Source organism: Marinobacter manganoxydans MnI7-9 (assembly GCF_000235625.1).
Taxonomy (GTDB): Bacteria; Pseudomonadota; Gammaproteobacteria; order Pseudomonadales; family Oleiphilaceae; genus Marinobacter; species Marinobacter manganoxydans.
The window spans coordinates 38,861-58,872 of record NZ_AGTR01000037.1 but is presented as its reverse complement, the minus strand read 5'-3'; the positions used below and the strand labels follow the sequence as shown (position 1 = coordinate 58,872).

At 59.2% G+C, this 20,012-nt stretch carries 16 protein-coding genes; 8 read left to right on the top strand and 8 right to left on the bottom strand.

Annotated features, from left to right (window positions below; genetic code table 11):
• Positions 1-54: 54 nt before the first annotated feature.
• Positions 55-783 (bottom strand): tRNA/rRNA methyltransferase, encoded by a 729-nt coding sequence (locus KYE_RS10290; protein ID WP_008173009.1) that lies wholly within the window; start codon positions 781-783, stop codon positions 55-57.
• Between KYE_RS10290 and KYE_RS10285 the strand changes: the two genes are divergently transcribed.
• On the top strand, positions 782-2,056 hold the full coding sequence (locus KYE_RS10285) for a methyltransferase (protein ID WP_008173007.1): 1,275 nt from the start codon (positions 782-784) through the stop codon (positions 2,054-2,056). The genes KYE_RS10290 and KYE_RS10285 overlap by 2 nt on opposite strands.
• Here KYE_RS10285 and KYE_RS10280 read toward each other — a convergent pair.
• The 3 genes from KYE_RS10280 to KYE_RS10270 form a co-directional block, all read right to left on the bottom strand.
• Positions 2,013-2,492 (bottom strand): DUF4124 domain-containing protein, encoded by a 480-nt coding sequence (locus KYE_RS10280; RefSeq protein WP_008173005.1) that lies wholly within the window; start codon positions 2,490-2,492, stop codon positions 2,013-2,015. The genes KYE_RS10285 and KYE_RS10280 overlap by 44 nt on opposite strands.
• A gap of 77 nt (positions 2,493-2,569) precedes the next feature.
• Complete coding sequence (locus KYE_RS10275; RefSeq protein ID WP_008173004.1) at positions 2,570-3,778, bottom strand: OmpA family protein; 1,209 nt, start codon at positions 3,776-3,778, stop codon at positions 2,570-2,572.
• 158 nt (positions 3,779-3,936) lie between these two features.
• A complete protein-coding gene (locus tag KYE_RS10270; protein ID WP_008173002.1) occupies positions 3,937-6,258 on the bottom strand; it encodes an ATP-dependent helicase in 2,322 nt (773 codons plus the stop codon).
• A gap of 38 nt (positions 6,259-6,296) precedes the next feature.
• On the opposite strand from KYE_RS10270, the gene KYE_RS10265 reads away from it, so the two are divergent.
• The 3 genes from KYE_RS10265 to KYE_RS10255 all read left to right on the top strand — a co-directional run bounded on the left by KYE_RS10265 (position 6,297) and on the right by KYE_RS10255 (position 9,410).
• A complete protein-coding gene (locus KYE_RS10265) occupies positions 6,297-6,674 on the top strand; it encodes a DUF2237 family protein (protein WP_008173000.1) in 378 nt (125 codons plus the stop codon).
• Positions 6,674-8,830, top strand: coding sequence for a tRNA(Met) cytidine acetyltransferase TmcA (locus KYE_RS10260; RefSeq protein WP_008172998.1), 2,157 nt, complete (start codon positions 6,674-6,676; stop codon positions 8,828-8,830). The genes KYE_RS10265 and KYE_RS10260 overlap by 1 nt, the downstream gene beginning before the upstream one ends.
• 82 nt (positions 8,831-8,912) lie before the next feature.
• Positions 8,913-9,410: an ankyrin repeat domain-containing protein gene (locus KYE_RS10255; RefSeq protein WP_008172997.1), complete on the top strand. Its 498-nt coding sequence runs from the start codon at positions 8,913-8,915 to the stop codon at positions 9,408-9,410.
• 11 nt (positions 9,411-9,421) lie between these two features.
• Here KYE_RS10255 and KYE_RS10250 read toward each other — a convergent pair whose 3' ends face one another.
• On the bottom strand, positions 9,422-10,525 hold the full coding sequence (locus KYE_RS10250) for an enoyl-CoA hydratase/isomerase family protein (protein ID WP_008172996.1): 1,104 nt from the start codon (positions 10,523-10,525) through the stop codon (positions 9,422-9,424).
• A gap of 219 nt (positions 10,526-10,744) precedes the next feature.
• Between KYE_RS10250 and KYE_RS10245 the strand changes: the two genes are divergently transcribed.
• A complete protein-coding gene (locus KYE_RS10245) occupies positions 10,745-11,080 on the top strand; it encodes a c-type cytochrome (protein WP_008172995.1) in 336 nt (111 codons plus the stop codon).
• A gap of 25 nt (positions 11,081-11,105) precedes the next feature.
• Here KYE_RS10245 and ppnN read toward each other — a convergent pair whose 3' ends face one another.
• On the bottom strand, positions 11,106-12,488 hold the full coding sequence (gene ppnN, locus KYE_RS10240) for a nucleotide 5'-monophosphate nucleosidase PpnN (RefSeq protein ID WP_008172994.1): 1,383 nt from the start codon (positions 12,486-12,488) through the stop codon (positions 11,106-11,108).
• Between the two features lie 110 nt (positions 12,489-12,598).
• Here ppnN and thiI point away from each other — a divergent pair, with 110 nt between their 5' ends.
• Positions 12,599-14,053, top strand: coding sequence for a tRNA uracil 4-sulfurtransferase ThiI (thiI, locus tag KYE_RS10235; RefSeq protein ID WP_008172992.1), 1,455 nt, complete (start codon positions 12,599-12,601; stop codon positions 14,051-14,053).
• A 4-nt stretch (positions 14,054-14,057) separates the two neighbouring features.
• Here the strand turns inward: thiI and KYE_RS10230 are convergent, their stop codons facing one another.
• Positions 14,058-15,071 (bottom strand): histone deacetylase family protein, encoded by a 1,014-nt coding sequence (locus tag KYE_RS10230; RefSeq protein WP_008172990.1) that lies wholly within the window; start codon positions 15,069-15,071, stop codon positions 14,058-14,060.
• A 185-nt stretch (positions 15,072-15,256) separates the two neighbouring features.
• On the opposite strand from KYE_RS10230, the gene KYE_RS10225 reads away from it, so the two are divergent.
• Positions 15,257-16,708, top strand: coding sequence for an NAD-dependent succinate-semialdehyde dehydrogenase (locus tag KYE_RS10225; protein ID WP_008172988.1), 1,452 nt, complete (start codon positions 15,257-15,259; stop codon positions 16,706-16,708).
• A gap of 240 nt (positions 16,709-16,948) precedes the next feature.
• A complete protein-coding gene (uvrD, locus tag KYE_RS10220) occupies positions 16,949-19,114 on the top strand; it encodes a DNA helicase II (RefSeq protein ID WP_008172986.1) in 2,166 nt (721 codons plus the stop codon).
• A gap of 12 nt (positions 19,115-19,126) precedes the next feature.
• On the opposite strand, the gene KYE_RS10215 is transcribed toward uvrD, so the two are convergent.
• Entirely contained in the window at positions 19,127-19,924 is a 798-nt protein-coding gene (locus KYE_RS10215) for an undecaprenyl-diphosphate phosphatase (protein ID WP_008172985.1), read from the bottom strand.
• Positions 19,925-20,012 lie beyond the last annotated feature (88 nt).

Below are 20,012 nucleotides of genomic sequence, written 5' to 3'. Positions count from 1 at the left end.
TGGATGTTTTCGTCGAGCGTACATGGACGTATTCACAGCGTATCCCGGGAGGGGCTATCCGTCCTGCTCCGCCTCGGAATTCGAGCGCGACTGAGATCTGCAATCCACAGCGCGCTCAATGTTCGAACACAGCGTATGAACAAACCCGATATCCCGATCAGACAACAAGGGCAAACGCTCGAAAACCCACTGGGACAGTTTTCCCTCAGGCGGTGTGTCCAGTTCCGGTAGCAAGGTTTCGAGTCGTCCACGAAGCGCGCCAAGACGATGTTCACCTGCGGGCTCAATCTGGCTCTCCGTAGCTACCGATAGCCCGGACATTTCCCAGGCATAGAGCATCACCGACTGGGCAAGGTTCAGGGAGGGGTAGGTGACCTTCATGGGGATGCCGGTTAACAGATCGCAGAGAGCCAGCTCTTCATTGGACAGCCCGCGATCTTCCCGGCCAAACACCAGTGCTGCGGTTGCCACGGACGCACCCTTCGTGGCCAGAACCTTCCGCAGATCTGAGGGGCCGTGCCAATCCTGGCGCTGATGCCGGGTCTTGGCGGAGGTCCCCATCAGCAGGTCTACGGAGTTTCTTACCGCAGCCAGATCGGGGAAAATGCGCGCATTGTCCAGGATATGGTCGCTGCCATGGGCCAGCCAGTGGGCTTCCGGGCGGGTGTGCAGATCGGAATTGACCAACCACAGTTCGCCGAAGCCCATAGTGCACAACGCACGGGCGGCTGCACCGACGTTTTCCGGAACCTTGGGTTCAACAAGTACAAAGGCCAGTTGCATGACGTTACCTCCGGCGGCGAGTTTACACCACGGCGCGGAATCTTTTTACCAGCATTGGCAGCAGCTGAACGACTGGCTGGTACAGCATTCCGAGTTCTGGCAACCGGCGCCGTTCATGACGCCGGAGCCTGCCTGGGCGCGTCGTTATCCGGAACTGGCCGCCATGCTGGCGGAACTAACCGATGGGGAATGCCAGCAACTGGATGGCAGCCCGGTTGAGTTGGCGGCTCGGGTTGCCTCATGGTTGCCGTCCCTCGACCGTTACGCCGACATGGTTCAACTGCCGGAGCTGTTATCGGCACCCGAAAAGGCATCAGAGGCGACTCTCCCGGAAATCCGGGCCACGGATATGCCCGGTCGGAAACGCCTGCAGTCGGGCGCCTTTACGGCGGCACTGACACCGCTGGAACACCCCGCCCTGGACTGGTGTTGTGGTAAGGGCCATCTGTCCAGGACGCTGGCGCCGTTTTGCCCCAGTGAGATACAGGGTTTCGAGTGGAATCCGGAGCTGGTGCGCGATGGCAACCGACTGGCACAACAGTTCGGAGATCCCGTGTCGATCCGCTGCCAGGATGTTATGGCAGAGGATTTGTCGCTTCCCAGCCGTCACCACGGTGTTGCACTGCATGCTTGTGGCGATCTGCACCGGCAGTTGCTGCAGCGAGGCAGTGAAGCCGGGTTGCCAAGATTGAGCGTCTCGCCCTGCTGCTACCACCTCACCGAGATGGAACACTACCGGCCGCTTTCACAGCGGGCGGCGGATCACCCAAAAGCGCTGCAGCCGAGCCGTAACGATCTTCGGCTTGCGGTTCAGGAAACCGTGACGGCACCGGCCCGGGTGAGGGAACAGACCCGCCTTGTCAGCCAGTGGCGCCTGGGATTTGATGGTCTGCAGCGGCAACTTCGTGGGTGTGATGAGTATCTGCCGGTTCCTTCGAATCCGCCCCGCCTTTTGAACAAAGGCTTTCCCGCCTTTTGCCGTTGGGCGGCGGCAAAAAAACAGCTGCGATTACCCGATACGGTGGACTTTGATCACTGGCAGGCGTTTGGCGTGCAACGGCTGGCCGAGGTTCGCCGCCATGAGCTGGTCAGGCATCTGTTCCGGCGCCCTCTGGAACTCTGGATGGTGTTGGATTACGCGCTTTTTCTGGAAGAACAGGGGTACAGGGTCAGGCTGGGGCATTTCTGCGACCGTTCACTGACACCCCGCAACCTCCTGCTTGATGCGGTCAGGGTTTCCGGTACTCAACCCGTTCAACACAGCCATCCCTGAAATACACATAGGTCAGCTCATAGAGCGCGCCGTAATAGCGGGTCTGGTAGATCCAGACTTCCTGGGGGCTGGTGTAGGTCTCAGGAGGGTTGCCGAAAGCACGGCGCACGTTGTCACGGGTCATGCCTCGCACCACCTGCTCACGAACCAGATAACGACGCAAATCGGTAGAGTTGATAAAACGGCATGTGCCGGCCTCTTTTTCTTGTTCTGACTCTTCGGTCTGCTCTTCTGGATCAGGGGACTCCTGCACCGGGAGGTTCTGATTGAAACTGCCGCCAATGCGGTTATCCCGTAGCTCAAGCGATTCAGCATCCTCGCCGCAGGGCTGGTCCGAGAACACCGTATTGCCGTCTTTTTCGCAGCGAAAAACCTGGGACTGCGCCGGCACTGCCAGAACAGAGAGCGTGAAGATCAGTGCCATGGCTCTGAGCATCGGTTCCTCGCATTTTTGCAGAAACAAAAAAAGGCGCCCGAAGGCGCCTTTTCAAACCACTCAGGTAAAACCTTAAATTAACGGCGAACCTGAATGCGCGCTTCAACCCGGCGGTTGGCAGCTCGGCCGTCCGCTGTGTTGTTGGATGCGATCGGCTGCTCCTCACCGTAACCTACGGCTTCCACTCGTGCCGGATCAACACCCAGAGGCCCGGTCAGACGGCCAGCAACTGCTTCAGCGCGACGCTGGGACAGGAACTGGTTGTAGTCGGCAGCGCCACGGCTGTCGGTATGACCGGCGATTTCCACGATGGTTTCGGGGTTTTCCTGCATAAAGTCAGCGACGCGACGGATCTCCGCATCGTAGGCATTGCCGATGACCGAACTGTTGCTCGGGAACTGGACTTCAATGGTGAAGGTTTCGATGGTCTCGGTTACACCTTCACAACCTGTCTCATCAACCTCTGCGCCTGCGGTCGTATTTGGGCACAGATCCTGGCTGTTGACCACGCCGTCATTATCGCTGTCCAGCTCACATCCACGGCTGTTTACTTCCGCACCGCGCGGTGTGTCCGGGCACTGGTCACGACTGTCGGCCACGCCGTCGCGATCCGAATCCGGCTCGCAGCCATTGCTGTCAACGGTTGCGCCTGCCGGGGTGCCGGGGCACTGGTCCCGCGAATCCGGCACGCCATCACCATCTGCATCTGCCGGGCGCAGAGGCGCCGGCGCTGCTTGCGCCACGGTGCGGGTAAACGCAAAACTGATGCCCAGAGAGACCTGAGTGTCGAAGGTGCTTTCATCAATGCCGTGGAATTCACGGAGGTCACCGCGCAGTGATACGGCGTCGCTGATGTTGTAGCGGAAGCCGGTACCCACGTTCACTCGGGTTTCGTCATGGTTGCTGCCCGCGGTGCGAACGCCACTGTTGTCCGAACCAAAGTCTGCATGGCCTGCGCCCAGAGAAACGTATGGGTTCCAGGCTTCGTCCGGCCCTGCAAAGTAATACGTACCGTCAACCCGAACTTCATCAAATTCCGATTCGCCCGGCACGTATTTGCGGTCTGCATCGGCACGTGAGTAAAGCGCCTCCACCGACCAGTGGGGACGGAAGCGGTATTCCACACCAACGCCGAAGGTGCCGGTTTCGCTCAGATCGCGCTTGTCGTCAAACAGCTGAAAACCTGCAAACGGGTTGATGTAAACGGTTTCCTGACGATCGGCCATGGCCGGGGTTGCCAGGGTAGCGGCCAGTACAGCCGCGGAAATCGGACGCATGACGTTCATGCAGAACCTCCTGTTCGTTATCGTTGTGGTACCGCACTTCCTCATGAAAAGTGCTTGTATACCCGGAATTTAGGCCAGTAGGCCAAAAAAACAAAAAATGATACGGATTGTTACGTCCGCAATTGTACCCAGCTGACCTTTACGACCCCGAGGTCGTTTCAGGCCAGAGCGGAAAAATACAGATGCGCGCTCTTTTTACTGAAGTTAAGCACCTCGCCGTTGTCGAAATGTACCTCGAAAGAATTCTCATCTTCGGCGACCACCGAGCCAGGACCAAAGATCGCGTGGCCAAGACGTTTTTGATGCCAGAGTGGTTCCGTTGAGTTTTCGGATGTTGCCGCCTGGCCCTCAAGGGTGACGCTCTCCCGGTCTGCGTAACGCTGGCTGACCGGTGTCAGGGGGGCAGTTAACCGAATGGTTGATGTTTCTGCCGGAGATCGATCATCCAGCCAGCGACCGAATTCCTCGGCAAGCTCAAAGCAGCACTCTTCCACGAAACGGCTTGGGCCCAGATCGCCGTCCAGGTGCGGTTGCTTGCTGGCCGGTCGGGTGATCAGGTGCAGCTGCTGGCGTGTGCGTGTCATGGCCACATACAGCAGCCGTCGCTCGCTTTCCAGAAATGCTCTGGCATTGTCCTGGGGGCGGGGGCTGTACGGCAGGTATTTCTCCTGTAGTCCGGGAATGATAACTGTTGGCCATTCCAGACCCTTGGTGCGGTGAATCGTTGAGAGCAGCACCCCACCCTGCTGTTTTTCTCCCGCCTGTTGTTTGAGGGTTTTCAGGTGTTCCAAGGCGCCTTCAGCTGTGACATCAAGGCTTTTAAGGTACTGCCGGAATCCTTGTATCGTATCGATCCGTTCCTCGGCACTCTCATGCGTCAGCGCCAGGCTGCGGATGCCCTCGTAAAGATCAGTGTGCTCGGCATAGACGCTGATCAGTCCTGCAACCGGACCTCCGTAGCTGCGCAGTTGGGCAAGCACTTCGCCGAGTTTCCGGAGCTTGCGGGCGGCCATGGGCGCCAGCGCGTCGAAGTCCATCGCCAGCAGACGCTCGTGCCAGCCACTGGAAAATCCTGCCAGGAAACGCGCCAACTGCTCCAGCTCCGGCTCTTTCAGACCCACATGAGGAAAGCGCAACAACTGCCGTGCCAGCTCCAGGCGATCCTCGTCCGGCAGGTTTTCCAGTTTCCCGGTCACCACCATCAGAAGGGCAGTGATCGCCTGAACTTCCCGGCTGAACAGCGCGCCCTTGCCGGCATCAATCCGGTAGGGAATCTGACGAGCCAGCAACTTCAGCTCGATAGGGACACTCTGACTCCAGACCCGGAACAGTATGGCCGTGCCTGCCAGAGCCGGTTCCGGTTGGCCCTGAAGAATTTGAAGCACGGCATCGGCATCGCTTTCCGACCGATGCAGGGTGATCTCCGTGCCGGGTGTGGAAGCGTGGGAATGGCAAAGCACATCCTTGCGACCGGTGTTGTGGCAGATCAGATGGTTGGCGAGCAAAGCGACGCGATGGCCGTACCGGAAGGTATAGCTGAGCGTCTGCTCCAGCGGGCTTTCGAACTCATCGCTGAACCGCTTGAGAATAAACTCGGGCTTTGCGCCCCGGAACTCGTAGATCGTCTGGTCCGGGTCGCCAACAACCGTCACCCGGGCCCGGTCTCCAGCCACGTAGCGCAGCAGCAGGTGCTGGATTTCATTGGTGTCCTGGTACTCATCCACCAGAATCAGATCCATCTTGTTGCCCACCAGCCGCTGCAACGGCGGATTCTGGTGAATCGCCATCACCGGCTCGTACAGCATGTCGGCATAACTGATCCGGCCCTGGCTTTTACGCCACTGCTCGAAGCTGTGGAACAGATCAATGAGGTACTTGTGCTTGTCCGAATACCCCAACTCCTCAAACACGATCTCCGCCGGTGACAGCGTTGTCTTTACCAGATCAATAAACCCCGTCGCCGTCTCGACAAAATCCTTCTTGTTGCGCCGTATCTCATCCGCCAGATCCTCCGGCGCCAGCCGCCGGGTTAACTGCCAGGCCTGAAAACTGATCTCCTGCTCGGTCAGAATCTTGTCTGAAAACCCCGGCAGATAGCCCTCCCGCACAAACCGTTTGTACAGCCGCAAGCCCATGGCGTGATAGGTCCGGATCTCCGGCAACGCCAGCCCACTCTGAGCACACACCTCCTGCAGCTTGCGCTCGAAATCCACCCGGGCGCTGCGGTTGAACATCAACACCAGCACCCGGTCCGGATCATGCCCCTGTTCCAGCAGATACCGAATCCGCCACGCCAGCGTCGACGTCTTGCCACTGCCTGCCACGGCGGTAATCACCGAATGCTCATAGCCCGCGGTGATAATCGCCCGCTGCTCATCGGTGAGGAAATCCGGAAGGTTGGTGGTCTCAGGAATTTGGGGTTCGGTCGGCATGGCCGGTATTGTAACGGCCTGCTGGTAGAGCGGATACCGCTCCCGCATAATTGCGATCAAAACATGAGAGCGAAAGGGTCTTAAACATGGAAATGTCCGAATCGGTAAACGTACTTGGCGAAAAACTCGAAACCTGCGGCAAAGACCCGATCACCGGCTTTTACCGCGATGGCTGCTGCAACGTCGGCCCGGATGATTTTGGCCTGCACGCCGTCTGCGCCGTGGTAACCGACGAATTCCTCGAATTCTCCAAAGCCCAGGGCAACGACCTCAGCACCCCCAGGCCTGAATTCGGCTTCGAAGGCCTGAAAGCGGGCGATAGCTGGTGCCTGTGTGCCGGCCGGTGGCAGGAAGCCTTTGAAGCCGGCTGTGCCCCCAGGGTCCGACTGCGGGCTACCCATCGGGCTGCCCTTGAAAAATGCGCCCTGGACGACCTCAAGTCTCATGGTGCCGACCTTAGCTGATGAGCCATTCCGGATCCGATGCCAAAGCGGATCCGTCCGCATGGCGTGCCCTGCAGGACAGCCTCACCGCCAACGGTGAACGCCGACTGGTTCTGCTTGAGGGTGATCGGGAACAGAACCTCAGGTGGCTTTCCGGTCTGTTACCCGGGTTGGAAATACAGAGCGGCCTATGGACGGGACCAGCGGATCATAGCCCCGATACCCGGCTGACCCGGGTCACGCCTCCCGGGGCTCGAAAGTGGCTCGGGTGTGAAGTCTCGCTTATCGTCTGGGATGGCTGGCACGGCAATCCTCCGGATGCCTTTGCCGCGCTCTCGGGTGCGCTCACCGCTGGTGGCCTGCTGTTCTGGCTGATGCCGCCGCTGGCAGAGTGGTCCCGCTTTGCGGATCCCGATTACCCGAGAACCGGTCTGGAGCATGGTCCGAACCATCCGTTTGCTGCCCGCATGGCCGACCTGCTTGCCGACGATGATGCGGTCATCCGGGTGTCGCCCGACCGTCCGGAATCACGGCCGCCGGTTCCACCCCTGCCTGAGAAACGCTTTCGAATCGCCGCCACCCGGGATCAGGAACAATTGGTTCAGCGCCTCGTCCGTTTTGGCCTGGGCCGACGGCGCCGGCCGCTGGTAGTGACGGCGGACCGGGGCCGTGGCAAATCTGCGGCGATGGGCATGGCTGCAGCCGAATTGTTGCGCCAAGGCAGGCAGGACATCGTGGTTACCGCGCCCTCGGAGCAGAATGTGGAGACCCTCTTTCGCCACGCCCGTGAGTCTCTCGGGGACGAATTGGCCGAAGCCAGCCCGGGGATACTCGCCTCCCGAACCGGTGGCCGCCTGAGGTTTATGCCGGTGCGTGACTTGCTGGCTTTGCGGCCGGAAGCCGAAGTGGTCCTGGTGGATGAGGCAGCAGCGATTCCGGCGCCGCTGCTGAAATCGGCTCTGCTCGGCTGGCCGAGAGTGGCGTTCGCCACCACGGTCCATGGTTACGAAGGGGCCGGCCGGGGCTTTGCCATTCGTTTTCGGCAGGTCCTTGATCAATCAACGCCCCAGTGGCAGTCGGTAACGTTGAGCGAGCCGGTACGCTGGGCCCTGAACGATCCGCTGGAAGCCCTGATCACCCGACTCTTTCTGCTGGCTGCCGACGGTGGTCGCTTGCCCGGGAAAACTGAATACAGCGCCGGGGAGCTGGTCATCGAACCCTGGGAGCCGGCAGCGGCAAGTGACGGAGCCCTGTCCCGCGCCTTTGGGTTGCTGGTGGATGCCCATTACCGGACCAGCCCCGCTGATCTGAGGCAGTGGCTGGATGACCCGGCCGCCCGTAGCTGGCGCGCGCGAATTGGCGATCAGACGGTTGGTGTGCTCTGGTGCGCGCTCGAAGGTGGCCTTCCGGCTGAGCTGGCAGAGCAGGTCAGTCTGGGTACCCGGCGAATACGGGGCCATCTGCTGCCGCAATCGTTGGCCAGCCACAGCGGCTATCCCGAGGCCGCGGTCCTGCGGGGTCTGAGGGTTGTCCGCATTGCAGTATCAGACGAGGTCAGACGCGCGGGCATTGGCCAATGCATGGTGCAGGCTGCCAGGGCGTATGCCGCCGAGCAGGATGTTGATTACCTCGGAACCAGCTTCGGTGGCAGCGCTGACCTGCTCGCGTTTTGGCAGACCTGCGGTCTGCATGTTGTCAGGGTTGGCTTGCAGCAGGAAGCATCCAGTGGCGAATACCCACTGCAGATGGTGGCCGGCTTTTCGCAGGCTGGTCGCGACCTGGAAGAACGCATCCGCAACCGCCTGGCCGATCATTGGCTTACTCTCTTGCCCGGCAACTGGCAGGGGCTGGAGCCAACATTGCTGGCCGGGATAACCGCCGATCTGCCCACCGGGCCGACGCTGGACAAGGATGATTTGCGGGATCTCCGCAATTTCGCCAATGGGCATCGTGGCTTTCAGGTTACTGTCCCGGTATTGCGGAAGCTGAGTCAGGTGCCGGGGATCATGGCGTGGCTGAAAAGCCATGAGGCGCTTGCGGTCTGGTGCCAGGGTGTTCTTCAGGGGCGGCCCTGGTCCGCGCTGCAGGCGGACAGGCTTTGCCTGGGCCAGAGAGAAGGCGAAGATCGTCTGCGACAGGTGGTGCGTGATCTTTTGAAGGATGGCCCGGGTTTGTGACTCGCTCGATTTAATTTCCGCCGGTGTCTGCCCAGAATGGGCTCTCGTATCCTTTCAACGAGATCCACAGAGACTGTTTGTTATGGCCAAGGGAACCGGCGCCTTCCGTTTTTTGCTGATATTACTTCCGCTTGTTGTTTTCCTGTCCGCCTGCGCCTCCCCGAACCAACCGGTTGCTCTGAGCCCCGAGGCCCTGGCCGAGGCGGATGCACTGCTGGTTTCAGCCGCCGGGAATGGTGAAAAGCGGCGCGTGCAGCTGTTGTTGTCGGCCGGCGCCGATGTGAACACCAGTGACCAGTACGGGTATACCCCCGTGATGCGGGCGGCGGAAAACGGCCATCTGTCGGTGGTGAAGGTATTGGTGGCAGCCGGTGCCAACGTCAACGTGAGTCAGGGGGGCGAATCCCTGCTGATGAAAATCGTGGCCAACGGGGATTTGCTGACGGCGGAGAGGCTGGTGGCGGCCGGAGCCGACGTCAATTACGAGGCGAGCGATGGCCAAACGGCACTTGACGTTGCCCGCGCCACCAACAATCGGGATCTGGAAATGTTGCTGGTGCAGGCGGGCGCCGAGTTCTAGCGCCGACCGGCTTACTCCAGGCCCATCGGATCCGTCTCGTCATCCCACTCCGGGGTGAAATGAGCCGCAACCACGTCTTCCGGCACATCGGCCACGCTCGGGTAACTCCATTTTGGCTGACGGTCCTTGTCGATAGCCAGAGCCCGGATTCCCTCTGCCAGATCAGGCCGGCGGATGCATTCGGAAACCATCGCCAGTTCCATGCGGAAGGCGTCCTTCAGGGACATTTGCTGCGCTTTCTGTAACTGGGTCCAGACCAGCCATGCAGAGACCGGGCATCCGTTTCTGAGCGTGTTCATACACGCATGCCACCAGTCGCAGTCAACCTCCGCTGCAAGCAGTTGATCAACGATGTCCGGAAGTTCATCGCCGGCGCTCAGCCTGGCAATCCGCTGTTCGTGCCGGGCGAGGTGACTGGGTGGCAGTGTCCGGTAATCCGGTGTCTGGATCTGGTTGAGTAACCTGAACAGTCGATTGTCATCGGCGGCGGTTTGGCCGGTCCAGCGTTCCGAGGCCAGTCGGTCAAGCAGGCGATCCCGGTCCTCCGGCAGGATGGCCATGTCGGCGAGACCAACCCGCAGCGTATCGCTGACGTTCAAACGGGCGCCGGTCAGCCCCATGAACAGCCCCAGCCTTCCTGGCAGCCGTTTCAGAAACCAGCTGGCACCCACATCCGGAAACAGCCCGATCGTGATCTCGGGCATTGCCAGCGTGACATCGGGTGTAACCAGCCGATACCGGCAGCCTGAGAACACACCAAGACCGCCGCCCATCACCACGCCGTGGGCTATACCCAGCACCGGCTTTGGGAAGCGATGGATGTTGTAATCCATCCGGTATTCCCGGCTGAAAAACCGTACCGGTTTCTCCGGCTCTTGCCCATCGAGAATTGCATCATAGAGTTCGCGGATATCACCGCCGGCGCAAAAGGCTCTCTCACCGGCGCCCTGAATGACCACGATGCAGATTCGGTCATCATTGGCCCAGCGGTCCAGGATGTCCTGGATCTGCTCGATCATGTGTTCGGAAAGCGCGTTGAGAGTGCCCGGGGAGTTCAGTGTCAGAACACCCATGTGCCCTTCGCGGCATGCAAGTTCCTCGGCCTCTACAGACATTGGCGTTTTCTCCGGAGAATTAAATCAATCTTGGATACGGAATCGAACGTACTTTCACCCTAATAGCCAGAACAGGAAAGAGGACAAACGTCGAAAAGATGTCCTTGACCTATCGCATTTGAGGTTGCCCCGCTCTGTGCTATAAGTGCAAGTCAGTTTAGTGCCCGGCCTCCGAACCGGCCTTAAAATCTGGAAAATGACGATGAGAGGGTAATAACAATGAATCTGAAACACTACGCTGTTGCGGGAATTTTTGCGCTTGGCGCTGCTGTGCCTGCTGTAGTTTCTGCTGGCGACCCTGAAGCTGGCAAAGCCAAGGCGGCTGTTTGTGCTGCTTGCCATGGCCAGAATGGTATCGCCCAGATTCCGACCTATCCGAATCTGGCGGGCCAGAACGAGCAGTATCTGGTCTCTGCCCTGAAAGCCTACAAGAACAAGCAGCGGTCCGGCGGCCAGGCGGCCATCATGCAGGGCCAGGCCACTGGCCTGAGTGACACCGATATCGCCAATCTGGCGGCCTACTATGCCAGTCTGCCCGCGGACGGCGGCAAGTAAGATCCCGCTGTGTCAGCGAAGCGGCTCAGGCCGCTCCGCTGACGATGCGATAGCTCGGTTTGTAGGCAGATGATCCCGGAAGCTTCATCCGGTTCTGGGCCACAAACTGCTCCAGCATTGCCTCCAGTGGTTTGATCAGGCTCGGATCTCCGGCGATCTCGAACGGCCCTTTCTCCTGAACCTGCCGAATACCGCCTTCCTTGACGTTACCGGCAACGATGCCACTGAACGCCTTGCGCAAATTTGCAGCGATCAGGTGCACAGGCTGGTCCCGATGAAGTTCCAGCGCACGCATGTTGTCGTGATTGGGTTCGAACGGTAGCTGAAACACCGGGTCGATCTTCAGCATCCAGTTGAAATAATAGGCATCCTGCATGGCACGCCGGAACGTCTCGACCTCCTTCATTCCTTTTTTCATGGTCTGGGCCACTCGCACCGGATCGTCGATGATGATCTCGTACTTGCTCGCAGCCTCATCCCCGAGGGCATTCCGGATGAACTTGTCGATCATCTCGAAGTATTCTGCGTTTTCTTGCCGGCCAGTAAATACCACCGGGAAGGGCAGATCCGCATTGTCCGGATGCAGCAGGATTCCGAGCAGGTAGAGAATTTCCTCGGCGGTGCCTACACCGCCCGGGAATACAATCACGCCGTGACCGCAGCGGACGAAGGCTTCCAGGCGCTTTTCAATGTCCGGCATGATGACCAGTTCATTGACGATCGGGTTTGGGGCTTCTGCGCCAATGATGCCGGGTTCTGTAATCCCGATGTAGCGGCCGTTCTTGACCCGCTGCTTGGCGTGGCCAATGGTGGCGCCTTTCATGGGGCCTTTCATGGCACCCGGGCCACATCCGGTGCAGATGCTCAGGGCCCTGAGCCCCAACTGATGACCGACATCCTTGCTGTACTGGTATTCTTCATGCCCGATGGAGTGGCCACCCCAGCAGACCACGAGGTCTGGTTGTCTTCCCGCCTGCAGCACCCGGGCGTTGCGGAGAATGTGGAATACGTAATTGGTCAGGTCTTCTGGATCATCCCGGCGAAAACCGGCGGCTGTCTGAGGGATCGAATGCGAGTAGATAATGTCTCGTAAAACCGAGAACAGGTGCTCGCGGATCGCCCTCAGCATTTCGCCATCAACAAAGGCATGGCCGGGCGCATTGATCAGTTCCAGTTTGAGGCCCCGGGGCTGCGGTACCAGGCGGACATCAAAGTCGGCATGGGATTCCATCAATGCCTTGCAGTCGTCAGTCTCGATGCCCGTATTGAGAACCGCCAGCGCGCATTGGCGGAACAGCCGGTAAAGGCCGCCTTCGCTGCGGTCCTTGAGGCGGTTGACCTCATGATTGGAGAGAATTTCAAGGCTGCCCTCTGGTGAGACGAGGGCATTGATGGTGGTTTCCTGCATTAACGGTGAAACTCCTGGATGTTGCGGAAATGCCCGATTTTGAGGCACGCAGTCAAAAGGGTAGACTAAGGCCTTTCAGTACAATACGCCACCCGACAAAATTCCGATTTATGAAACTGCTTATTCGTCCCGCTCCGGAAGTTGCTATCAAGAGTAAACCCGTCCGTCGCCAGCAGATGCGTCATCTGCGCCAGAACATCCGAAAGCTGCTGGCGCGGCTTGATCCGGAGATTCGGGTTGAAGGCAGCTGGGACAGGGTAGACGTGGAGGTGCCAGACGGTCGTGGGTTGTCCGGGCCGGCCCTTGAGCTGCTTTTGCGCATACCGGGCATTTCCACGATCCAGGAAATCGGAGCGTTTCCATTTGTCAGTCTGGAAGACGTTGCCGAGAAGGCTGTTGAGGCCTTTGCGGACAGGTTGGCTGGCAAAACCTTTGCCGTCAGGGCCCGACGTCACGGTGAACACAGTTTCCGCTCTATTGATCTGGAGCGCACCGTGGGTGCCGCGCTTATGCAGGCATCGGGTGCCAGTGGGGTTGATCTGAAATCCCCACAGGTTGAGGTGCGGATTGAAGTCCAGGACGACCAGTTCCATATTGCCCATCGCAAGCACCGGGGGTTGGGCGGCTATCCGCTGGGCAGTGTCGAAAATGTGCTGACCCTGATTTCCGGGGGCTATGATTCTTCGGTGGCGGCTTACTTGATGATGCGAAGGGGTTTGCGCAATCACTTCCTGTTTTTCAACCTCGGAGGCACGGCTCACGAGGTTGGTGTGCGCCAGGTGGTGCACTACCTGTGGGATCGCTACGGTGCCTCCCACAGTGCCAAGTTTATCTCGGTGCCCTTCGAGGGTGTTGTCGCTGAAATCATGCGTTCGGTGAGTCACCGTCACTGGGGCGTGGTGCTCAAGCGTCAGATGCTGATGGCGGCAGCAGAGATTGCCCGCAAGAACAACGCCTCGGGGGTGGTGACAGGAGATGCCGTGGCCCAGGTGTCCAGCCAGACCCTGAGCAACCTCAATGTGGTGGATCGGGCCAGTGACGAGGTGGTCCTGCGCCCATTGGTGTCCATGGACAAGGAATCCATTATCCGCATCGCCAGGGAGATTGGTACCGAAGTCTACGCCCGCAACATGCCGGAATACTGTGGTGTGATTTCCCAGAAGCCGGCCACTCGTGCCAAGTTACACCGGGTAGAGGAAGATGAATCCCGGATGGATGCTTCCGTGCTTGCAAGCGCAATCGAGGCCCGGGAAGAAACGCCGGTCAATCGGTTGCTGGAAACGACCGTGACCCCTGAGGAAGTGGAAATGGTGCAGACGCCCTCCGTGGATGACGTGATTATTGATGTCCGCCACCCTTCCGAGGGGGAGCAGTCACCGCTGAAACTGACTAACAACGAAATTCTGCAGATTCCGTTCTACGAGCTGAATCAACAGCTGCCGGAGTTGCCGGCCAACCGGCAGTACCTCCTGTATTGCGATCGCGGCACCATGAGCCGCATGCATGCGGGGCACCTCAGGGCCGAGGGGCACGAAAACGTAAAGGTTTACGCGCCCGCGGCCTGAAATATCAGCCGGCCAGGCCTTTGAAGAACTGCTGGACGTTCTCGCTCAGGGCGTCCAGGTCATATCCGCCTTCCTGCACCACCAGAGTAGGCAGTCCCAGCTGGCGCACATGGGTGCTGAGCCTGCAGAAACCTTCCGATGATACCGATACCTTGGCCTGGGGATCGTTCTTGTAGATGTCGAACCCGAGGGCGAGGATTATGGCGTCCGGCTGGAACAGCTTGATCGCTGCAAGGGCGTCGTCCAGTTTCGCGAAGAAGTCATCTTCCGAGGAACCATGGGGCATCGGCATGTTGATGTTGTAGCCAAAACCTTCCCCTTCACCACGTTCGTTCTCGAAGCCGCTGACTACCGGGTAGAAGTTGGTGGTATCGCCGTGGATGGAGATGTACAGCACATCGCTGCGATCGTAGAAAATCTCCTGGATACCCTGGCCGTGGTGCATGTCGGTATCCAGGATAACGATTTTCGGGAACCGGGCCTTCATATGCTCGGCAGCAATTGCGGCGTTGTTGAGGTAACAGAAACCACCGGCGGCATCCCGGCGGGCATGGTGCCCAGGCGGACGGCACACGGCGTACGACGTTCTGTCGCCGGCGATCAGTGCATCAGCCGCACCCAACGCGCTCTGGGCAGACCAGTACGCGGCATGCCAAGTGTGTTCGCCAATCGGACAGCTGCCATCAGCCTGATAGCGGGCCGCCTCTGCGAGAATGCCAGTCAGGTGATTCGGGGAACGGACGAAAATATTCGAAATAACCTCATCGCCCCAGTCATCCATCTGCTTCCAGCGCCGATGCGCAGATTCAAGAAAGCGCAGGTAGCCCAGATCGTGGACTTTTGAAATCGGCCCCGCGCCCTGGTCTGCTGGCTGCAGCACAGAGATGCCCAGTTCCCTGAGTCCGCCCAGCATTTCACCAGTGCGGGCAGGAATTTCCTGGGGCTGGCGCATCTGTCCCCGGGTAAAGTAGGTCTGTGGAACATGCTCATCCTGTGCGGGATGGAAAAATGCCTTCATTGTTCGGTCTCCTGGGTGGCTGATCCCCCGAGTATAGGCACACTCAGGCGATGATCAAAAGCCTGCCCTTGACTTTACAGGTTGGGATACAACATCCACTATGAAAGACATAAAACACTGACGCAACCAGATTACCTTTACTGCGCCCCACTCGGGGCGGAGCCAATCACAGAAGAGGAGCCGAGATGATCGAGTCACCCCTGCTGGAAAAGCTGACCGGCTATATCGGTGGTCGCTGGACTGACAATGAACATGGCAACACCTTCGATGTCTATAACCCGGCAACGGGTAAGGTGATCGCCCAGGTCGCATCCATGTCGGAAGACGAAGTGAACGCCGCCGTTGCCTCCGGCAAGTCGGCACTGCGACTGACCAGTCCCTACAGCATCGAGACCCGCCGGAAGTGGCTGGAAGACATCCGGGATGCGCTCAAGGCCAACAAGGAGGAAGTCGGTCGGATCCTGTGCATGGAGCATGGCAAGCCGCTGCAGGAGGCCCAGGGTGAAGTGGATTACGCCGCCGGGTTCTTCGATTACTGCTCCAAGCACATCCAGGCCCTGGATGCCCATACCATTCCGGAAAAGCCGAAAGACTGCACCTGGACGGTTCACTACCGGCCCATTGGTGTCACCGGCCTGATCACGCCCTGGAACTTCCCCATTGGCATGATCGCGAAGAAGCTCTCCGCTGCGCTGGCGGCAGGCTGCCCCTCGGTGATCAAACCGGCCAGTGAAACCCCGCTGACCATGATCGCCCTGTTCAGCCTGATGGATAAGCACACCGACATACCCGACGGCATGGTGAACCTGGTGATGGGTAAAGCCAGCGTGATCGGCAAGGTTCTCTGCGAGAGCCCCGACGTGCCCATGCTCAGCTTTACCGGTTCCACCGAAGTGGGCCGCAAGCTCATTGTCGATACGGCGGATCAGGTCAAGAAACTGGCCCTGGAGCTGGGCGGCAATGCGCCGTTCATCGTGTTTGATGACGCCGACCTGGATGCCGCGGCAGATAACCTCATAGCCAACAAATTCCGGGGTGGCGGCCAGACCTGTGTCTGTGCCAACCGGATCTTTGTGCACGAGAAAGTGGCCGATGCCTTCGGTGAAAAACTGGCCGAGCGGGTCAACAAGATGACCGTCGGCGACGGCATCAACGGCGACGTGGACCTTGGCCCCCTGATCAACCAGGCCGGCTACGACAAGGTCAAACGTCACGTACAGGATGCCCTCGAAAAAGGCGCTACCCTGGTTGCCGGCAAGAAACCGGAAGATCTGGGTAACGACCTGTTCTTCCCGCCGACCGTCGTGCACGGCGTAAACCGGGATATGTACTGCTACCAGGAAGAAACCTTCGGCCCGCTGGTGCCCATGGCCCTGTTCCGCACGGAAGAGGAAGTCATCGAAGCCGGTAACGACACCGAGTTCGGTCTCGCCTCCTACGTGTTCACCAACGATGCCGAACGCGCCCAGCGCGTGGCTGCTGGCCTTCGTTTCGGCCACTGCGGCTGGAACACCGGCACCGGCCCGACACCGGAAGCGCCGTTTGGTGGCATGAAAGCCTCTGGTATTGGTCGTGAAGGCGGCCTGGAAGGTCTGTTCGAGTTTGTTGAAGCGCAGACTGTACCAAGGGGTTTTTAACAGAGAAGCCATCTCCAAAGCGAGATAAGCGCGGGGGCGGGGCTCTGTTCAGGACTGTCTGTGGCCAGGGATGGCCACAGCCAAGCGCACATGGATGTGCTCGTAGCGTGTCCTGAACAGAGCCCCGCCCTCGTGCTTTTCCCCTCAAGAAAAGGGCTAACCCAAGCCCAAAAGAAATCCCGCATTTCTCCTGTTATACTCTCAGACCTGTTTATTTAACCAGTAGCGAACCGATTCTTTATGGACGTCTCCCACATCATCGATCCGTTGAACGATGCCCAGCGTGAAGCTGTTACCGCTCAGAACGATCACCTTTTGGTTCTGGCAGGTGCAGGAAGTGGTAAAACCCGTGTTCTGGTGCACCGGATCGCCTGGTTGATGACCGTGGATCGGGTGCCGCCCACTGGCATCCTGGCGGTTACGTTTACCAACAAGGCCGCCAAGGAGATGCGTTATCGCATTGAGCAGATGATGGACATTCCGGCTCGCGGCCTCTGGTTCGGCACCTTTCATGGCATCGCGCACCGTCTGCTGCGCTCGCACTGGAAAGACGCCGGCTTGCCGGAGAACTTCCAGGTTCTGGACAGCGACGACCAGCTGCGGCTGATCAAGCGGGTGATGCGGGAAAACCAGATTGATGAGAGCAAGTGGCCGCCGAAGCAGGCCCAGTGGTTTATCAGTAGCCAGAAGGACGAAGGGCTGCGGGCGGATCATATCCAGGAGAATCCGGGCGACCATTTCCTGTCGATCATGCTGAAGATCTATCGTCAGTACGAAAAACTCTGCCAGCAGGGTGGTCTGGTGGATTTTGGCGAGTTGTTGCTGCGATCCCATGAACTGTGGCTGCATCGCCCGGAGCTGCTGGCCCATTACCAGAGCCGGTTCCAGCATATCCTGGTGGACGAGTTTCAGGACACCAACACCATTCAATACGCCTGGCTGCAGGTGCTGGCCAGCAATCGCGTGCCAATGACGGTGGTGGGGGACGACGATCAGTCTATCTACGGCTGGCGGGGCGCCAAGGTCGAAAACATCCAGCAGTACCAGCGGGATTTCCCCAATGCCCGGTTGGTGCGTCTGGAGCAGAATTACCGCTCCACCCAGATGATCCTGAAGGCGGCCAACGCGGTGATCGCCAACAACCAGGGCCGGCTGGGCAAGGAGCTCTGGACCGACGGTCCGGAAGGCGAACCGATCAGCCTGTACGCGGCGTTCAACGAGCAGGACGAAGCCAACTACATTGCCGACAGCATCTCTGCCTGGGTGCAGGACGGCAATCTGCGCAGTGAATCCGCGATTCTCTATCGCTCCAACGCCCAGTCCCGGGTGCTGGAAGAATCGCTGATGCGCCAGGGGATCCCATATCGGGTCTATGGAGGTCTGCGTTTCTATGACCGCCAGGAAATCCGAAACGCCCTGGCGTACCTGAGGCTGGTCCAGTATCGCCGCGACGATGCAGCATTTGAGCGAGTGGTGAACGTGCCGCCCCGTGGCATAGGCGCAAAAAGTCTCGCTGAACTTCGGGAATACGCCACCGAGCAAAGCATCTCCCTGTGGGAATCCGCCGAGCGGCTGCTGGACGCCGGACAGGTGAAAGGCCGGGCCAAAACCGGGCTGCAGTCTTTCATTGCCATTATCGAAGGTCTCTCCGAAATGGTCGGCGATGCGTCTTTGCATGGCCTGATGAAGCAGACCATCGAAAACAGCGGACTGAAGGACTATCACGCCAGCGAGAAAGGCGAGAAAGGCCAGGCTCGGGTGGAAAACCTGGAGGAACTGGTGAATGCCCTGTCTGATTACGAAGTGGAGGATGGCGTGGACGCGCTGTCGGAATTCATTGCCCAGGCGGCTCTGGATGCCGGTGAATCTCAGGCCGAAGACCATGAAGATAGTGTTCAGTTGATGACATTGCACTCCGCCAAGGGCCTGGAATTCCCACTCGTGTTCCTGGCCGGCGTGGAAGAGGGTCTGTTCCCCCATGGCATGTCTCTGGAAGAGCCAGGCCGTATGGAAGAAGAGCGCCGACTGGCCTACGTGGGCATAACCCGGGCCATGAAGAAGCTGGTGCTCACTTACGCCGAATCCCGGCGTTTGTACGGTCAGGAGAAGTTTAATGCGTTGTCCCGGTTTGTGCGGGAGATTCCGGGCGACTGTCTGCAGGAAGTGCGGCTGCGCAACACAGTGACCCGCCCCGCTATGGTGGCGCGTCCGAATGAGAGCATGTTCAGCCAGGATTCGGCCCAGCAATCCGGTTTCAGCCTGGGTCAGCGGGTGCGCCATCCCAAGTTTGGCGAGGGCATCGTGATGAATTCGGAGGGCACCGGGCACCATACTCGGGTGCAGGTGAACTTTGATGAGGGCGCCAAGTGGCTTGTTCTGGCTTATGCGCCTCTCGAGGCCTGCTAATTGTAAGCAGGCCTACATCAGAACTGCGTAAATCACACCCGCCAGAACAATCCGATAGATAACGTACGGCCACATGCCTACCTTGTTGAGCCACTTAAGGAAGAAGTGGATTGCGGTAATGGCCATCAGGAATGAAGTCACCCCGCCAATCAGAAAACCACTCCAGTCGACGATCACATCCGAAGTTGCCACTTCCAGCAGTTTCACGGCTGATGCCAGCACGATGATGGGGATTGCCAACAGGAATGAGAACCTGGAGGCGGTTTCGCGGGTCATGCCCAGGAACAGGCCGGCGGTGATGGTTACGCCGGAACGGGAGGTGCCGGGGACGAGGGCCATGGCCTGGGCGATGCCAACCAGGACGGCGTCTTTCCAGTTCAGTTTGTCGAGGGTGCGCTGACGTTTGGGCAACCAGTCTGCAAGGCCGAGGAGCAGGCCGAAGAACAGGGTGGTGAAGAAGATGACTTCCACCGCCCGCAGTTCGTTGTCGATCATATCCAGCAACGCCAGGCCGGCCAGGCCCGCAGGGATGGTGCCGATGACGAGGTACCAGGCAAGGGCGCCCTGGCCAACGATTTTGCGGCGGCTGACGGAAATCAGTCCGTCCCGGGCAATACCAAAAACATCCCTCCGGAAATAGAGCACAACCGCCAGCAAGGTCCCGACGTGCACCGACAGGTCGAAGCCTACGCCTTGATCGGTCCAGCCGAACAGCGCCGGGGTGAGGATCAGGTGGGCGGAGCTGGAGATGGGTAGGAATTCGGTCAGTCCCTGGAGAAGGCCAAGGAAAAGGGCCTGGAAAACGTCCATTGCGTGGATTCCGTCAGATTCAGTACGTCAGAAATGTGGCCGCGATATTAGCAGGGTGACGGTGAGCTGAACAGGTAATGCGAGTGAG